The sequence below is a fragment of the Paenibacillus sp. GCM10027627 genome (assembly GCF_042675505.1).
Classification (GTDB): domain Bacteria; phylum Bacillota; class Bacilli; order Paenibacillales; family Paenibacillaceae; genus Pristimantibacillus.
This window is the reverse complement of sequence record NZ_JBHTHB010000001.1, coordinates 1,446,011-1,463,706: the sequence shown is the minus strand read 5'-3', so window position 1 is coordinate 1,463,706 and position 17,696 is coordinate 1,446,011. Positions and strand designations below refer to the sequence as shown.

The 17,696-nt window shown below is 32.5% G+C and carries 24 protein-coding genes; all 24 read left to right on the top strand.

What is annotated here, in order from left to right:
* The first annotated feature begins 56 nt into the window (after positions 1-56).
* Positions 57-236 carry a helix-turn-helix domain-containing protein gene (locus tag ACFQZE_RS07235; protein WP_379355131.1) on the top strand — a complete coding sequence of 60 codons (180 nt, stop codon included), beginning with the start codon at positions 57-59 and terminating at the stop codon, positions 234-236.
* Entirely contained in the window at positions 233-988 is a 756-nt protein-coding gene (locus tag ACFQZE_RS07230; RefSeq protein WP_379355129.1) for a hypothetical protein, read from the top strand. Before ACFQZE_RS07235 ends, ACFQZE_RS07230 begins: the two co-directional genes overlap by 4 nt.
* A 692-nt stretch (positions 989-1,680) precedes the next feature.
* Positions 1,681-2,277, top strand: coding sequence for a hypothetical protein (locus tag ACFQZE_RS07225; RefSeq protein ID WP_379355127.1), 597 nt, complete (start codon positions 1,681-1,683; stop codon positions 2,275-2,277).
* Positions 2,278-3,136: 859 nt separating this feature from the next.
* Positions 3,137-4,228, top strand: a complete 1,092-nt coding sequence (locus tag ACFQZE_RS07220) for a hypothetical protein (RefSeq protein ID WP_379355125.1) — start codon at positions 3,137-3,139, stop codon at positions 4,226-4,228.
* A gap of 116 nt (positions 4,229-4,344) precedes the next feature.
* On the top strand, positions 4,345-4,890 hold the full coding sequence (locus tag ACFQZE_RS07215; RefSeq protein ID WP_379355123.1) for an ADP-ribosyltransferase-containing protein: 546 nt from the start codon (positions 4,345-4,347) through the stop codon (positions 4,888-4,890).
* A gap of 110 nt (positions 4,891-5,000) precedes the next feature.
* Positions 5,001-5,297: a hypothetical protein gene (locus ACFQZE_RS07210; RefSeq protein WP_379355121.1), complete on the top strand. Its 297-nt coding sequence runs from the start codon at positions 5,001-5,003 to the stop codon at positions 5,295-5,297.
* 52 nt (positions 5,298-5,349) lie between these two features.
* Positions 5,350-5,787 (top strand): helix-turn-helix domain-containing protein, encoded by a 438-nt coding sequence (locus ACFQZE_RS07205; protein WP_379355119.1) that lies wholly within the window; start codon positions 5,350-5,352, stop codon positions 5,785-5,787.
* Positions 5,788-6,024: 237 nt separating this feature from the next.
* Positions 6,025-6,606: a hypothetical protein gene (locus tag ACFQZE_RS07200; RefSeq protein ID WP_379355117.1), complete on the top strand. Its 582-nt coding sequence runs from the start codon at positions 6,025-6,027 to the stop codon at positions 6,604-6,606.
* A gap of 153 nt (positions 6,607-6,759) precedes the next feature.
* The gene (locus tag ACFQZE_RS07195; RefSeq protein ID WP_379355115.1) at positions 6,760-7,056 is read left to right on the top strand and encodes a hypothetical protein; all 297 of its coding nucleotides are present in this window, start codon (positions 6,760-6,762) and stop codon (positions 7,054-7,056) included.
* Between the two features lie 437 nt (positions 7,057-7,493).
* A complete protein-coding gene (locus ACFQZE_RS07190; RefSeq protein WP_379355113.1) occupies positions 7,494-7,646 on the top strand; it encodes a hypothetical protein in 153 nt (50 codons plus the stop codon).
* Positions 7,647-7,908: 262 nt separating this feature from the next.
* Complete coding sequence (locus ACFQZE_RS07185; RefSeq protein WP_379355111.1) at positions 7,909-8,355, top strand: hypothetical protein; 447 nt, start codon at positions 7,909-7,911, stop codon at positions 8,353-8,355.
* Positions 8,356-8,405: 50 nt separating this feature from the next.
* Entirely contained in the window at positions 8,406-8,768 is a 363-nt protein-coding gene (locus ACFQZE_RS07180; protein ID WP_379355109.1) for a hypothetical protein, read from the top strand.
* A gap of 29 nt (positions 8,769-8,797) precedes the next feature.
* Complete coding sequence (locus ACFQZE_RS07175) at positions 8,798-9,385, top strand: hypothetical protein (protein WP_379355107.1); 588 nt, start codon at positions 8,798-8,800, stop codon at positions 9,383-9,385.
* A 594-nt stretch (positions 9,386-9,979) separates the two neighbouring features.
* The gene (locus ACFQZE_RS07170) at positions 9,980-10,300 is read left to right on the top strand and encodes a hypothetical protein (RefSeq protein ID WP_379355105.1); all 321 of its coding nucleotides are present in this window, start codon (positions 9,980-9,982) and stop codon (positions 10,298-10,300) included.
* 52 nt (positions 10,301-10,352) lie between these two features.
* Positions 10,353-10,565 (top strand): hypothetical protein, encoded by a 213-nt coding sequence (locus ACFQZE_RS07165; RefSeq protein WP_379355103.1) that lies wholly within the window; start codon positions 10,353-10,355, stop codon positions 10,563-10,565.
* A 37-nt stretch (positions 10,566-10,602) separates the two neighbouring features.
* Positions 10,603-10,842: a hypothetical protein gene (locus ACFQZE_RS07160; protein WP_379355101.1), complete on the top strand. Its 240-nt coding sequence runs from the start codon at positions 10,603-10,605 to the stop codon at positions 10,840-10,842.
* Between the two features lie 44 nt (positions 10,843-10,886).
* A complete protein-coding gene (locus tag ACFQZE_RS07155) occupies positions 10,887-11,033 on the top strand; it encodes a hypothetical protein (RefSeq protein ID WP_379355099.1) in 147 nt (48 codons plus the stop codon).
* A 206-nt stretch (positions 11,034-11,239) separates the two neighbouring features.
* The gene (locus ACFQZE_RS07150; protein ID WP_379355097.1) at positions 11,240-11,584 is read left to right on the top strand and encodes a hypothetical protein; all 345 of its coding nucleotides are present in this window, start codon (positions 11,240-11,242) and stop codon (positions 11,582-11,584) included.
* 121 nt (positions 11,585-11,705) lie between these two features.
* On the top strand, positions 11,706-11,960 hold the full coding sequence (locus ACFQZE_RS07145; RefSeq protein WP_379355095.1) for a hypothetical protein: 255 nt from the start codon (positions 11,706-11,708) through the stop codon (positions 11,958-11,960).
* 298 nt (positions 11,961-12,258) lie between these two features.
* Positions 12,259-12,741, top strand: coding sequence for a hypothetical protein (locus tag ACFQZE_RS07140; RefSeq protein ID WP_379355093.1), 483 nt, complete (start codon positions 12,259-12,261; stop codon positions 12,739-12,741).
* Between the two features lie 95 nt (positions 12,742-12,836).
* Positions 12,837-13,085, top strand: a complete 249-nt coding sequence (locus ACFQZE_RS07135; RefSeq protein ID WP_379355091.1) for a hypothetical protein — start codon at positions 12,837-12,839, stop codon at positions 13,083-13,085.
* A gap of 178 nt (positions 13,086-13,263) precedes the next feature.
* Complete coding sequence (locus ACFQZE_RS07130; protein WP_379355089.1) at positions 13,264-15,864, top strand: methyltransferase; 2,601 nt, start codon at positions 13,264-13,266, stop codon at positions 15,862-15,864.
* Between the two features lie 330 nt (positions 15,865-16,194).
* Positions 16,195-16,371 carry a hypothetical protein gene (locus tag ACFQZE_RS07125; protein ID WP_379355087.1) on the top strand — a complete coding sequence of 59 codons (177 nt, stop codon included), beginning with the start codon at positions 16,195-16,197 and terminating at the stop codon, positions 16,369-16,371.
* 236 nt (positions 16,372-16,607) lie between these two features.
* Positions 16,608-17,663: a GmrSD restriction endonuclease domain-containing protein gene (locus ACFQZE_RS07120; RefSeq protein ID WP_379355085.1), complete on the top strand. Its 1,056-nt coding sequence runs from the start codon at positions 16,608-16,610 to the stop codon at positions 17,661-17,663.
* Positions 17,664-17,696 lie beyond the last annotated feature (33 nt).

Genomic DNA, 17,696 nt, shown 5'->3' with positions numbered 1-17,696 from the left:
TCCAATATGGACGTTTTTATTTTAATCTTATTAACTAATTGAATGGAGGATTGTAATTGTTATCTGGTAAGCAGTTAAAAATCTTGAGGATTAAAAAAGACATTGAAGCTCAAGAAATAGCCAAAAAATTAAATTTAAGTAAATCATACATATCAATAATGGAGCGAGAAAAACAGACAATACCCCAATCTGTTTACACAAGGTGGATCTTAATTCTAGAAGGAGAGGTTGAATGATATATAGAAAACATAAAGAATATGTTGGTGAGAAGTTTGGAAAGTTAGAAATTCTTGAATACCAATTTAAAGATAAAAAAGGGTATTTTTTGGTTAAGTGTGAATGCAGTGAAAATGAAAAATGGGTTAGGTCAGATGGAATATTAAGTAGTGGTCAAAAAAGTTGTGGATGTGAAAAGGGTTCTAGAACACATGGGATGACAAATACGAGATTGTTTACGATCTGGAACGGAATGAAAACGCGATGCAATGATAAAGATGATGCAGATTATGGAGGTCGTGGAATTACAGTTTTTGAACAATGGAAAAATGATTTCATGACTTTTTACGAATGGGCCACTAATAATGGATATTCTGATTATTTGACATTAGATCGTGTTGATGTAAACGGCAACTACGAACCTGACAACTGTAGATGGACAACAAGAATCGCACAATCCAACAATACGAGAAGCAATTATAATATAACAATCAATGGCGAAACAAAAACTGTCTCAGAGTGGTCAAGAATAAGTGGTATTTCTAGGCCTCAGATTAAAAATCGCTTTAAGAGTGGTGTTCCAGAAGATGAAATTCTAAAGCCAACAAATAAAGCAGTAAATCAGTCAGGAGTTAAAGGTGTTAAATGGGATAAATATAAACAACGATGGAAAGCAGAACACAGAGTAAAGGGGAACAAGGTCATACATATTGGATACTTCAAAGAGGTGGATGATGCGATTTCTGCTAAAGCTAAGTATCACCAATCATGACAAGTAGTTAAGTTTTGACGATGACTGTTCAGATTACCTTGACAAAATGCCTCATTTCGACCATGGCTCAAATTCAGTGATATCAAGGGTTTGAGCCACATTGTCTTGACAAAATCCTAAAAAGTAATTAAAACAGCTCAAATTCCTTGACAAAAAGGTTGATTTTGACGATGACAAACTCAAAAAACTTTGACAAACACCCTCAAAACGACCATATATAGAAAAACACGATTTTCTTGACAAAATTCCAAATTTGACGATGAAGTGAGTAGAATTCTGTGACAAAAGTGGCCAAAACGACTATATAATTAATATATTAATAATCTTATAATTAATTAATTAATATCTCCTGATCAAATCAAGATTTGCTCAGTGGATTTGACCCTTTGGGTTGGTTGATTAGTGAGATTTAGAGAAATTTGAGATATGTTCATTTCTTTTGTTGATAATTAGAATTAGTTTTAGAGGAAGGAGGTATCTATATAGAGTTTTCATTAAAACAGATTCATGTTAAATCGAAGTGGTTTGCTTATGGAAACAATAAGTTTAAACGTATAGGTAGTGAAGGGTTCTTTTGTTATCTGAATCTTTTTCGTTTTAGGATTCATAATCAAGAATCAGAGTATACATTTATTTGTTCTCTTGGACTGTTGAGAAAAGAGATGGGGTACTCATCACAGAAGATTGTGGAGTTGCTGAAGTTGCTTGTTAAGGAGAAGGTTATTAAGATTAATATCTCTAGGTGGGATAGATTATTTGATAAGGATAGGAAATTACAGGATGACAAATTGTTGATTATAGAGGCTACTGATAAGCCTTCTACATATAAAGATATTGCAGTGAATGGAAAAGAAATTGATGTTCCTTGTAATCCGAAAGAAGAAAACTATTACATAAGTTTAGACATGCCACTCATTCAGCATTACATTAATTTAGGTTTGAATGAACGGTTTCTGGGATTACATTGTCTGATTAGCAAATTGTCAAATGGTACTGAGGGTAAGAGCTGGATGTCTATTAACAATATGGCTGATGTATTGGGTTTTGGAGATAAGACAGTTAATGCAATGATTCATGAGATGAATAGAAAATGTCTGTTGTATAGTCGATATATGGTTAGCTCTCAAAAGAAAATAAGTAAGAATGGGAAGAGTGAAAATGGAAAGATGTTTGAACATCATTTGTTGGTGAATTTGAGTTATAAGGATGAATGGTTGGCTGCTTATAAAAGTGGAATTGATAAGAATATAAGAAATTGGGATGAGAATAGAAAGATTGCAGTTACCTAGTGGATGGGTAGCTGCTTTTTTGTGGGTTTATTGTTTGATGTTAATGTAGCCCCCTTGGAAAATAGTTGGTGTTACTTTTTAGTTATCGTGAGGTGAAATAATGAGTATCGTGAGAGGATGTTTAATTGAGTAGATGCGTAGGAGAAAAGTAGTAATATCAAGGCATAGGAGGTTTGGGGGATTGATTTAGTGGAGTGATTAGTGAGGTGCAATCGTGAAAAGTGAGTAATGGCAAGGGATTAAGAGTTATTGGATGAGAGAAATGGAGAGAATAGGGTGAAATTTGTGTAGAGAGTGGGTGGAAGAAATGTAGTAATGGTAAAGGATTTACGATAGCTTGACGATAGAGAATACGATAGAGATTAGGTTGATTTTTGGTGATGGGTGGATAAAAGGGATTAATCAGAGTTGAATAGACGGAATGAGAAAGTTCAAAAAATAGGTTGAGTGTGGAAGTTGAACAGATAGGCGTCCTTTACTATATTTTTGTAAGTGAATTGATGTAAACTATCCCCCCACCCTTGCTATTACTAGCTTTTTAGTCAACCAACTAATACCGAATAGTCGGGGAAAGAGGCTTAATTTGTGGATTGGCTATAATGCTGGTAACAATAGAGGGTGAGCAGCTGAAAAAGTTGAATGATTAGCTAGACCACTAAAAATAATACTATCAATATAATAATATTAAATATCGCCATTGTAACATGCTCCAAATTTTATAAGTATTGTCCACTCCCAAAATACAACTGTCCATGTCAAATGGACTACATTCAACAAAAGTAAATCATTCACTTTACTTTTTCATTCCATTCATGTTATAATGAATTATAAACTAAATTAATGAAAAGAGGTATTCACAGTGAGACATTTCACTATTTCCGCTAAAGGTCATAAAGGTTACAGATTTGCTGAAATGGGCTATATGTACCAACTTGACGTTGATATGTTCGGCAAAACTGAAGACTTTTACATTTACGCTGATAACCGCCAAGCAGCTATAAAAACAGGTGAAACAATTGTGTCAACTATTGCATTTGAATCCATAACTAAAGACGTTCAAAATGAAGTCAATAAGCAAAACGGTTTACAACAATTGAAAGTAGCATACAAAATGCTTGAAACTCATGAAGACAAGGAAAAGGTATTAAATTATATCCAACGTTTAAAATCTCATTTCAACATTGTCGATGAGGTAAAAGAAGAAGCACAGCAAATAGAAGAAGTTGTCATAATTGTTAAAGAGGAACACACAACTGAAGAAACTAATAATGTAAAAAATGAAACTCCATCACAAGAACAAAAACAACAAATTAATACATATACAGCCTTTAACCGCACATTCTCAACCTATAATGAAGCTTACACATACTGCATTCAATCGGACTTTGATCCATCCTATATCACAACTGAGGAACCTCGCAAGACTTCTCAGAACACCTTAAGACTCGACTTACAACTATTTTCATCAGACACAATAGAAGAGCCTACAAAGCCGTTCAAACAGCCATATGCAAGTTATAAGAATGGCGTGTCAAAATTTGGAATAGGGAAACATCTTGAATTGATCTATACACTCGAAACAACTGGCAAAGATCCGAACTATGATGAAATAAATTATTCTAACATTAAAAAGTACGAATTTGATAACCTAGAAAGCCTGCTTAAACGTTTCAACCTATTTCAACAACATGGATACCAAAACCTACAAATATGGATGGAAATCCGTTACAAAGACGAAACCATTATAGAAAACGGCACACATGGACAATTAGAGTTTATGGTTAATGATTCAAGGTTACAAAATGCAAACCAAACAACTAAAGAAAATGAGCGATTGAAAAATGAACTATCAATGTATAAAGCGTTTATTGAACATTATAAAGCACTATCAACATTTGAAAAGTTTATCAAAGAGCGTCAACAAGGTATTGACAAAAAAATAAAAAATTAAAAAATATAACTTTTAAATTATTCACAAAAGTAAAGCATATACTTGACATTTGCACTCCACTCATGATACACTAAATATATCAAATAAACCAAATTAACATTAAGGTGGTTTTTAAAATGGAAAACCAAACTTTTAAACGCAATGAAGTAGAAGCAATGAAAACCCAATACGACAAGGTTCTGGCTTGGGAAGTTGAGTTTGCGCAACAAATTGAAGAACTAAAGAAGCTCGACAACTCAATCATTGTTTATCATGGCACACACAATTCCAATGTTCAATTTAATAATGATCGAACTGTCACCAACTATAATACAATCGGAACTTGGTTCACATCCACACCAGAAGCTGCTAAAATATATGGGTCTCATGTTATGACTAAACAAATCACAATTAATAACCCTTTGCATGCTCACACTGACGACTTCGACAACTTTTTCCTCTGTTTTCCACTAGCTTTGAAGTATATTGGTAAAACAAATCCAAATAAAACAGAAATGACAAAACTACTTCTTGATTCTGGTTACATGACAGAATGGAAACAGATGATTGCTAATGCTGGATATGATACTATTGTATTCAAAAACTCTCGAATTGATTTAGACTCCTCAGATAATTTCACACATACAGTCTATATTGTCTTAGACACAAATAAAATTCAATAGAGAATGTATAAGTATTTTACTATTAAAATAAAATATTAAAATTAACAAATATAATTATTATGATTAAAAGTAAAGTGTATAATTGACTTATAGAAAAGAGATGTTATATAATGACTTTGTTAGTACCTTCACAAGTCTTGACAACTATTCATCAACTTGCATCACAAAACAAATATTCTCGCACTAAGCATGCTAAACTCCAACAAATTCAACGCAATCTATCTGACGAAGAAATTCACAACATTTTATTAAATGCTCATACAATCTTACGTACTGACACCAATAATATAGATGGTATCACCTCTTACAAAATCGAAGGTGGCTTAAACAATCATCGATTAGCAATCAAAATTCTACATACTGATAAATGGATTTCCATCATTACGGCTATGGATAATGAACAATAGTTCATAGCCTTTCCTAAACTCAACCAAACTCAACACAAAGGAGTGTTTAATAATGTCCATAATTAATACAATTCCATTTTGCTCTTCCTGTGGCTCTTCTAACCTTGCTCAGATCATTGATACAATCGAAACAATTATAGACAACAAAACTTTAGTAATTCCAAATATTCGGGCAACAAAATGCCTTGATTGTAATGAAATACATTATAGTAATATAACTTCCAAGTATATTGATAAACAAATATCCATTTTTAAAGCCGAAGGGTTTGAAAATAAATCGAAAGAAGTTTCCAAATCAAAAGGAGTTACTCAAGAAGAATTAGGAAACCGAATTGGAGTCACCAAACAAAGGATAAATCAAATTTTTAAAGATGATAATTTGGATGCTCAAACAATGATAAAGATAGCTAACGCTATACAGGAACCTATTCATAATGTATTTCAATTCAGACGAATTTCTGTAAAAGAAAATAAATACTATCTAGAATAAAGTAAAGTATATACTTGACAAAAACATATAATTTTGCTATTCTTAATATAAGAAATATGACAATTCACTTATCAAATATGCACCGCTTAGATGGCGCAGTATTAATCCCTAACTATACGACTCATGTCAATATATAGTTACATTAATACCCTAACCGTAGCTATGAGATATTTGGTTAATTTCCTAATTCACTAATCCTCAACCATTTCATGTTAAATCTTTAAGGAGGTATCTCAATTGTCAGAAACGTATACTCTTTACCACGCAACTTCAATTGAAAACTTCTTATCGATAGTCGAATCAAATGAACTCATACCACAATCAACTTCGATGTCCGATTGGGCAAACATAAATAATATTGACTATTATTTCAACAACAATGAATATAAATTTGAAAATCATCTCGAAAATTACATAGGATACACATTTTTTGCTACTAATCAATTTAGCTCACAAAGATATGGAATACGTGCTTCTGATAAATCGGCCTTTAATAATCTATATGTAATTCTAACTACTCAATTACCAGAAGATATTCTTTTACCTGACACAAACGATACAATTGATGCAAGAGCATGGGAAGATAGTGCGAAAGATGTAGGCCAAGTCAAAGTTTTAGGAAATGTAAAAATAAATTCTGATAGTGAAATCATAATTGTTGACAGATCCTTACATATTGTAATTAATACAACAATTGTTAACTGGAAGCGTGATCTGAAAAAGGAATTAGCAAAACAAGTCAAGTATGGTTATTATGACATTGATGAATGCTATGATCTCTGGTCAAAACTAGACATCCCTTTTGCAAACAAAGCATGATTAAAAGGGTTGAATGGTTCAATCACCAAACTTGTAAATCAATTTAATAATAAACTAAAAATATAAAAAACTTGATATTAAAATAAGTTTGATGTATAATAAAGGTAACAAAAACAACAGGCGCAACCTTAACCTAATGGAGGGATTTCTAATATGACACAAGACAGATTATCTTCTCTAGCAGAAAAAATTAAAAGGGCAGCACAAGAAAGAAAAGAAATGGAGAAATGCAGGAAATTCACAGAAGTTAAACTTGAAGGGAGTTCAGTTATTCAAACAGGTTTTACAAAACTAGGCAAACAAGTGACATTTGAATCTTGTATGGGGTTTTCATCTCAATCCAAGTATGGAGCAGGTACTCTAAGTGTAAAAGAAGAGAATGGAGAGTGGAAAGTAGTTTTTACAAAAGGTTATCCTTCTAAGGCTCTACAATGGATGTCAAAAAATTAATCGATTTCAAGGAGATGATAATATGAATATTAAAACTATTAAATTGAAAAATTGCAATTATGAACATAAAGGATATTTATTAAAAAAATATGAGAACCACATTGCAATAATGCTTAATGTTTATCCTTCTTCAAAGAATCCCTACGAAGAGTTTTTCATAAATCAGAATGAAATAGAATATATTATCTAATTTTCAGCGCTTATTAAATCATAAAAGGAGATAAATAGATGGTCATCTCTAAAGCTCAATACATATCACAACTTCCAGTCACAATTCAAACTAAAATAAAATCATTAGTCACTCACGCCTTATCCCAGTTAGACTTAACATCCGAAGAACAATCAGCTGCTCTAGATAATACACTAAACAGTAGATTATCCGATCTTGAAAATCTTATAGACATTAATCTATTTATCTAAAAAGGAGCGATTTGCATATGGTTATTAAAAACTTTGAAATTTATCATGACAGTGACTTTGATGGTTGGTACATTCTTAATACCACATCAAAAACGGAAATCGGCCCTTTTGAATCAGAAAAAGAAGCAACAGAACAAATGTTAACTAAAGCTTGGAACGGTGGATTCTAATTGTAACATTTAACTTTAAAAGAAGGGAATAAACAGATATGCTAGAAAAAATCAGAAAAGCCCTAGAAACTGCTGGTTACAATTCAGAGCCTACAACTGACAATTTAATTGATTGCTACCTAGATTATGTTAGTGCGTTTGGAGGATGCACTGAAGAAGCCCGAGAAGAGATTGAGGAAGGTAGTCTAACTTTAAATACAATGTGTAATAGATTAATTAGATGTAATTAATACTAGTAACAATACAGAAGGAGCTAAAGAAAATGCTTATTGATGACTCAATAAAAGAAACAATGGAAATGAAATTGGAATGCATGAAGAGGCCTATTTCCTTTCAAATTGATCAATTTGATAATGCATTTATAAGTGTCAATGACCTTAATCATATTGGAGGACATTCTAATTTAGAAAATTTTATGAAGAAGGTAAACTACATAGGAGCAATTAGCTTAGAAAAATATACAAACAATTCTGAAAATGACTATTTTAAAATTAACTATGAAAAAAATCTTTACGTCTATACACCAAAGGAATATCACATTGAAAAAGAACCCAAAGTCATAATTAACTGGTCAAAAGACACAATGGCATGTGCTAATTTAAAAGTTTTTGTACATGTCAAAGTAAATAAGATTGATTATTTTAAATTTATACGCAACCCTAAACTCCTAATAGATTTACTAATACAACATAATGTAATATTTAATTAACAGTTAAACTTCTTATTAAATAAAAAGAAAATAAAAAAGGAGAAATTAAAATGAATAAATTTATCAATCTAACTCCACATGCAATCAAACTATATGAGGGTGACAATATTATTCTCGAAGTACCAGTAACAAAAGATGAATCAGGCAACATTCAAACCGCTCGTGTATCTCAAACATATGAGCAACAACCATCTATAGCAAACTACCCTGTTTTTAAATCTACATATGGTGTAGTTGAGGGCTTGCTTGAGCCACAGCCAGACACATATTTCGTTGTCTCACTTTTGGTGGCTCAAGCTTTACAATTACAAAACATCAAACGTGACGACATCCTTGTACCAGACACAGGGGCAGGAGCAAAACGTAATGACACAGGACAAATTATTGGCACAACTCGATTCATGATAATTTAAAATAAATACTAAAAAAGGAGAATCAGAAAATGGCTACATGGGATGCATATGATTATTACAATTTATGTGAGGTTTGTAAAACAGCAACCTACGCTGAAACAGTTTGTTCAGAGAAGTGTGAAACCATTTACAATTCTCCAGACAATAAATTTACAAGAGAGCTTCAAATAGCTCTTATTACCGCTAAAAAGAATAAGCGAATTGCAAAACAAACTCAACGTATCTTAAAATTTGTTCAGACATATGCACCAGTCTATACGCCAACTGAAGACTCTGTTTGTTTTTATTGGGTCAACCATAAATCTCGTGGAGATAAAGAAGACTTTTTAGGTCGTTGGCAAAAAGGCAAATGCATGTGTTTTGGTCGTATCATTTATGCAAATTGTAATTGGGCAGAGTCGTTGCTCCAGTTGGAGCAATTGTATTTTGATAAAAAAGTGAATCTTGCCTACCACATAAGAGACCAGAATAACAACATATTGTCATGGTATGACTTTTTGTATCATGCAATAAAATCGTTAGCGCATAGTGATGAACAATTTCAACTTGACAAAGCAACTCCGGTTTTATTTGGTAAAATGCATCATTATAGATTTTCTTGGGGTTTGCAACCATAGTATTATCAATCTACTAAACTTACAGTTGATTTACCATCCAATAGTAATGTATTATTTAGATAAATTAGGGGAGTGTTGGCATGCAATGGTACATAATACTCATCATTATTCTAAGTATTAGCTTTATGGTTCAAACTCTATATTTTAGTTTGAAAATTAAAATGATGGAAGAAAAGCTAAAAGTACATTGGACTAGTATTACAGAATTGGGCTATGATAATTTCAAAAACAAACTTGAAAAGGGTGAGTACAATAAATAAAATGGATTTACATAATATCATCAGTCAACCAATCACAGATTTAAAGACACTAAAATCAGCCTTGGAGACAGAAGCTCAATTCAACCTTGAATCAATTCAACGACTCGCACTATCATCAAAGCCAGATGACAACTATGAGCGACTAAAATTGATTGGATCAAATGAAACTATTTTCAACTTGTTAAGCAAAATCAATAAAAATTAAAGAGCAAAGGAGAGGAGTTCCTCTCCTTATTTTGTTGTACTTATAAAAATGAAATACTAAAATACATTTGACATTAATGATTAAAATGTGTATAATAAAAGTAACAAATGAAACGGAGTTGAGGCCAAAATGAGCAAACGGCTATTCATTACTACACGCCAAAAAGAACAAGCAGAACGGATGGCAGCTAAATGGGAAGCAAGAGCAGAAGCATTTTATTCCAATGATGAGGGTTGGGGTTACACTACTAAAAATTTTTGCAAAACGGTTGAAGATGCTGACAAAGCAGAGAGTTATGCAAAATGTATCTATCAAGCAATAACTAATCTTCAAAATGGTGTTGGTGTTTGGGCTGATGTGCAGGTCATTCAAACAGCAGTATCTCAAAGAGATGCTTTAGACAATGGCCTAAACCTAATTCAAGAAAATATTAAATTCAAGGGAAGGTAACTTCCCTTGAAAGATTGATTTTATAACAAAAATGAAATGGAGAGTGGATATAATGAACGCAAGCTCAAAAGTTGTTGAGATTCTAAACAAGGATGAGAAGGCTAGAAAACTGATGCAGGAATTCAATGAAGCAGCAGAACGTACAGGATTGAGCAATGAGGAGTATGTAAAGGCTCGTGAAATAGTTTTGATGCTTTGTATGTATGGATGTAAAGAAGCAATGAACGTAATGAGCAATGAAGTATATGAAGCGTTGAATGCATAGGTAATCAAATTTTAATTTTATAAGGAGGGAACAATTCATGAGTTATGCTGACGTTGCTTTGTTACTTGAAAAAAGGGTTATCGAAACATTTCGAAAATATAATGAACTTATTTTATACAACAAATTAAAAGAAGCCGAACAAGCAAAACTCAACAATGAAGATTTTTATCAGCGCTGGCTAATCCAAGAAACAAAAGATGCGGAAACACTAAGATATATCAAACATAATATAACCAAATCTATTGAGTACATGAATCAGTATAGAGTAACAAAGTAAATGAAATGTTACTTTCATCAATACATAAAACGGAGGAATGGAAAATGAAAACTAAAGAACAGTTAATTGCTTATTATGAAAAGCAACTAGAAAAGGTAATTGATACCTACAAAAATGATCACAACAAAATAGAATATATTAAACATGCTGAAGAACAATTAGAGGCAGTTAAAAACGGCCGACAATGGTAATTTATATTAAATTGTTTTGGAGGAATGAAAGTAATGCACATTTATAGCCAATTGGAGTTAGTCAAAGGCAAAATTGAACAATGTACACGGTTCTTGTCTGGTATTGAATTGGGAGAGCATCCAGTGTTTTTAAAATTGGAGTCAGAGCAGGATTTGCGCTATTGGCAAAATGAATTATCCAAACTTAAGTAACAGAGGCCATAAAAATGAAAATTGAAATCATGCAAGATAAATCAACTTTTGGAAAACAAAAATCATACATAGCATCATTCACAGTATTCAGTGCATCAGGATCGACAAAGGAACAAGCAAAAGAAAATCTTTTGAATATCCTTCAATGGTCAAAAGAAAATGCAAGCCATCCACAAGCAGAAATTAGACAGTTGCCAGAAGTAAACCGTACAATTATCCTCTTGCGCTCTGATATCGGCTATACGGTCATTGTAAGCCATCATGATGAATCTAATGACAATGTATCTGTATACGGTTATATAGGCCATTCTGAGGCTTTACGGAGGCTAGAGCAGCATATTCAGAACTATGCAGAATAGGGTATAAAATTCGACTTATATGAGATGGTTATAAAAAACCAAATATTAAAAAAAGTTTACAAAATCTAATTACTGTGGTATTCTTTAATTAAGAAGTTAATACATAGGATGGTGCTTTTAAATGAAAACAACAAAAACCATACTCAATGAAATGGCAACAAAAATTATCAACAATGTTTCAAATTATGATTTTGATGAATCAGCAACAGTTCAATATGACAAAAGTGATGAATGGGAATCATTTTTTGTAGATATGGCACATAGTAGAGGGTGGACTAAAATTTTAAACGAAAGAGAGTTTGAAGACAGTGAAGAGGCTACAGATTATATGGTAATTATGTTGGATCGAACAATAGAAAAGTTAAAAGAAGCATAAACCCCATTAGTGAAAGGATTGGTGAAAAGTGCTATCATGGTTATTTGATTTGTTGAAAGGTAAAGAGTCCAAATATACAAAGGTGATGATTTGGAACCCAACAATAAAAGCTTATTTTCCTATTGATTATGACGATGTTCACTATGATGTTGACAAAGATGTGATATACATTCATCCAAAATAAAGCCTTTGGAATACTGTTTTAGGAATATGAAATATAACAAATTATTATTGATTAATCACATATTTTATATTATAATAAAAGTAACAAATAAGAAATACATAGGAGGCGATAACCTTGACGGCAAAGCTAGAAGCAGCCATTAAAAAAGTTAATCGCTATGAAGAAAAACTTAATAATCATATGAAATTGATTAATGATCTAGGTATTGATGCAGATGCGTTTTGGGCTTCTTTCCCTGCTGGATCTGAAGAAAGAAAAGCATTAACACAATTACTTAGAATAAACGAAGACTTGAGCAGAGCAAAAACCGAATTACTCAAGCGAGAAGCAATTGAAGAAAAGAAGACGAATAAAAAAGAAGTTTCAGCAACAATTAATATTAATCAACCTTTAAAATGGATGCAATCAAATACTGGAATGTGGCATATATTCGGATTTGAATTAAGCGGAGAAATGTATCCTTCCTGCCAAAGTTATAATCTTGATAGACCTAATGTGCTACACGGTGAATCATTGAATAATCCTCCAGAGGGCGCAAAGGTTTGTAAAAAGTGTCAAGGAAAAACTTCGGGCGAAAAATGGGCTATGATGGACTAAAGAGAAAATTTTTCTTTAGTCTTTTTTTCCATAAAATACTGTTTTTAAAGACTGTCATACTGTACAATTAAAGATGGATAGGAGGGAGAGAACATATGAAGATCATTCTTCCTGAATCGCAAATAGACCAAACTCCAACATGGATAGAAAATTGGCATAATGGTAATTATGGTTATTGTGTTCAGTTAATGACAGAAGAAGGGTTTCAAGTTGGTGATGCTTTCTACGGCTCCAAAGAAAGTGCATTGATGACAGAAAAGGATTGGGAAGGTCAATATAATATTGATCATACATACAGCATGAAGAAACGGAAAGAGTATAGGAAACGGATCAAATCAAAATGATTCCGTTTTTATTTGTGTCTAGGCCATGAAACAGCAGTTTTATGACGTATTTGTGTTTTTAAAACCCTTGATACATAAGGGTTTTTTTAAAACATAAATAATAAAAATAGTTTGACTTATGTATACATATTATTGTATAATAAAAGTAACAAAAAGAACAAAAGTGAGGTAATCAATTATGAGCTACCATAATAACCGTGAGGCTAAAGTAATGATTGCAGGAGCGCTAGTTGATAAGGGTTGGAAAATTTTTGGTTATAAATGCGATGAATCGGACAGTATGACAGACTACTGGTCTCCAGCTTCTTGGAATGGTATTGCTACGAAAAACGGTTTTGTACTTGTTATTGATCAACACTCTACATACTACAGTGGATATGAAGTTAAAAAATATAATTACAACAAAACTACATATAAAGCATCAGAACGAATTGCAAAACTTACTGCAATGATGAATGATGTAGCGTCAACAGAAAATGAAAAAGTTTCTTGTAAAGAGTTAATTAAGAGAGAGCAAGAAAAGCAAGGTATTGCACCAACTTATTCAATCATTGAAACATATCCAACTTTCACATATGGAAACCCAAAACATAACAATTGGCACATTGAAAAAGATGGTCAAATCATTGCTAAAGGTTCGGGAGCTTTTGCGGTTAACTCTTACGATTGGGAAAACGAAGAGAAAACAGCGACAGAGCAAAAGGCAGAAAAGCTTGCAAAGTTTATTGCTAAGATTGAAAAAATTTTGACCGATTCGGACGTATTGAAAGCTGAAGTTATTAAAGTGCCTGTTACCGTTGTTAAAGAAGTTGAGTTAGATATTAACACTCTAACAGAAACTGACATCAAAGAAGGCTTTACATTCATTATGAAAGTAGGCTACACAAACGGAAATTACAAAGGAACAAAATATCAATTTTCGTATAAATATGATGGGAAAAATTCATCGTGGTTCAACTTTGCTAAACTCGGTAAAAAAAATAAGCAATCTAAAGCAATGGGGAATACATGGAGAATTGATTTAAATAAGTTGAATCAGATGTTAGCAAAAGGACATATTGCAGTAATCGAATTCAAAGAGGTAACGGAGTACATAGAAAAAACTGTATTCAAGAAAACAAAACGCACTCACAAAGCCTCTGACGCTGTACAAATCGAATCTAACGAGCCAGTAGTAGAACAAACGGAAGAAGTAACAGAAGCTGTTAAAACTGAAACAGTGAACGCTAAGAATACAACAGAAGATCAAGCAACAAAGCGGCAATTGTGGGCTATACATTGTGCTACAAAACTGAACACCACTAACCTAGTTATCAGCAAACAAAAAGCCTCTGAGCTAATATCTAAATCTAAAGCAGGTAACAGTATCTTTAATGAGGTTAAAGCATTATTAGCAGATGAAACAACACCGCAAGAAAAATCAGAAAAAGAAGCAGCACAGGAAACTTTGTACAAGTTTGAACAATTAGAGGAGATGGTAGATGCTATCATTGAATATACAGCAGATTTAATGTTTAGTTATGATTATCCTAACACGCTTAGAAAACCAGAAGCAACAGAAGAAAAGAAAGAATTTGCAAACAATCTGCAATCCTATATGATTGAGCGCAACTATCCTATCAATGCTATAACAGACCATGTACAAACGAACTACGCTACTTATGATGTGTTAATTGAGGCGCTGGAATCTCTCAGCTCTTTAAGTAAAGCCTATAACAGCAAGCAACAAAAGATGTTGGATCAGTCACAGCATGTTGAAAAAATAGATTCACAAATAAACTCAGCACAAAAGAAACTCGATGCATTACATGGAAACCATTTAACAAATACTTGGAAACGTCAGCAAGTAGAAGTAGGAAGGGAAATGAAACGTGAATCACTTCGTTATGATATCGCTCTTCTTGAATATCTAAAATATAAAACTTCCAATAACAGCATGACAAATTTTGAGCAACATCTTTTGAATGGTGCATTCAGAGATCAGATTCACAACTATTCATTGCGTGATAAATTTGAATATCCTCAGATTTTTACTGAGTATGACAATGATCATTGGTATAACAAAGAGGTTCCCAAGAAGCAAAAGCGATTGAATAAGGCTGGAATATATAACACAGCACAACTAGCAGAAGTAGTTGAGGAATACAAAGCGATTAGAGATGAAGTGAAGAAGCCAGCAAGTCCAATTAAGCAAAAAATAAAAAAGTTAGAATCAGAGGTCAAATTCTCAAAAATTGCAGGCTATTTTCCTACTCCTAAAAAAGTAGTTGAAAGAATGCTAGATATTGCGAATATTGGAGATGGTGAAACGATTCTTGAGCCGTCAGCAGGTAATGGTAATATCTTAGATTGTATAACAGCGCACATTCAAGAAAATGGCATAACAGTGAGTGTAGATGCGGTAGAATGGAACTATAGTTTGCGTGAGATATTAGAACTAAAAAATTATAAATTAGTATCTAATGATTTTATGGAGTATGGAAAGTATAATCACTACGATAAAATAATTATGAATCCTCCATTTGAAAGAAATCAGGACATACAGCATGTACAACACGCTTATAAATGTCTTAATAGCAATGGCCGCATAGTCGCTATTATGTCTCCTCATTTTACCTTTGCAAGCGATGCTACAAGCGTTAATTTTCGTGAATGGTTAAATGGTAGGGGCTATTATGAGAAGTTGCCAGAAGGTTCTTTCAAAGAGTCTGGAACGAACGTGAACACGGTTCTAATCGTGATTGATAAAATTGAAGAAACAGCAGCGGAAGCTATGTAGGATATGTGTCAATCCTGTTTGAACAAATTTGAATTTTTACTATAACAGGATCGACTGTGTATTACTGGAATCGTGAAGAGTTTTAATTTTCTTTCCTATAACAGCCAACATTATAAATCACTAACTCATTTTGAGATAGTTTGAATTTCTCTATAACAGTGGAGCCTAAACATCATGGCTTGATCAGCAAATGAACCTAAGATTTCATATTCACAATAAAGAGTTAAAAATGAAAAAACAATTGACACTTTTAAAATCAAATATTATAATAAAAGTAACAAATGAGACGATTAAGTAATGAAATGACCATTTCAAGGGGGTATGAATTCCATGAACGAATATGAAAAAGCGTTGCTGGAGTTAAATGTACGAGAAAAACAAGGAGATATTTATCAGTATGAAGATGACATTATGGAATTGGCTAGAATGTACAATAAAGAACGAGACGAAGTATTTTATGATTGGATGGATTTACGTTTTGAAATCAGCAGAAACAAGAGTAAATAAAATAATTGTTTTAAAGGGGAGACAGATTAGAAAAAATAAAATAACACTTTTAAAATATAAAAAAAATTATACATAATGAGGTGTGAAAATTGAAAGGGAAGCTTATAAATAGAATACTTCATGTTAAAACAACAGGTGGAAATTGGGTTGACATAAAGTTGGCTCATCAAATATGGATAGAATATTGTGGAAAAAGTAGTCGGAAGTAGATTATAATAATAATAGGGAGAGTGTAAATGATGAATCAAAAAATGTCATTGCAGGAGCGTATTGAAGCTGAACGTATTGTAAAGGCAACTGCTAACCCAAGAAGCTTTAAACAACTAGGACGTAATCCACAATCGCTTAATTTTTCAATGGTGATTCAGAGAAATCACAGATGGACTGATATCCAAAAATCAGAACTAATTGAATCTGTTCTATTAGGGTATCCAATACCACCTATATATGCAGTGAAATCAGATGATAATATTACTTGGGTTTTAGATGGTAAACAAAGAGTTGAAGGGGCAATTATTCCATTCATGAATAATGAATATCCATTAGTAGGATTAACTCCAGTCTATGAAATTGATGTAAACGGAATGTATTTCAAGGATCTTCCTATAGAGTTTCAAGATATTCTTGAAGAAGAGCGTATTAATGTATACCAATTTGAAAAACTGTCTCCTGCTCAAAGAGATAAATTTTTCAGAAAATTAAACAGTGGAACACCTCTTACAAAAATTGAATTGATTAGAAGTATCTTGGGAGAAGATATTCTAACATGGATTGGAACAATTACAGCTAAACCTTTCTTTAATATAATCACAGAGAATGGAAGGGAAAAATTTTTAGATGTTGAAATGGTTTTGCAAATGTTAGCCATTCTACAAAAAGAATATGGAAAGATGGGCGGCACTGACTTAATTGACTTAGCACTTAAGTACAGGGTAAATAATATTGCTGAAGATTTGAAAGAGATGTTAAGTCAAACAATTGATTATCTCAATGATGGATTCAAGGAATATGAGGAGAAAGAAAAGAAAAAAATCCTTAAGAAAAATGATTGTATAGCATTAGTAGGAGCTGGCTATGTATCCACAACTAATGGAGTTGATCCAAAAGTTTTTGCTGGTCGTACAGGACTTGTTATTGTTAAACCAAGTGGTGATTACAAAAATACTAAAATAGGTGGAACTAGCAAACCTGACAAGGTGAAGAGACGTGTAGAACTACTAATTGCTTCAGTAGTTGATGAGTTTGAAAGCAAAAATCATGGACAAGAAGGACAAACAGTAATGAATATCTAAATTTAAAACAATTAAAACACCTTCAAGATCATC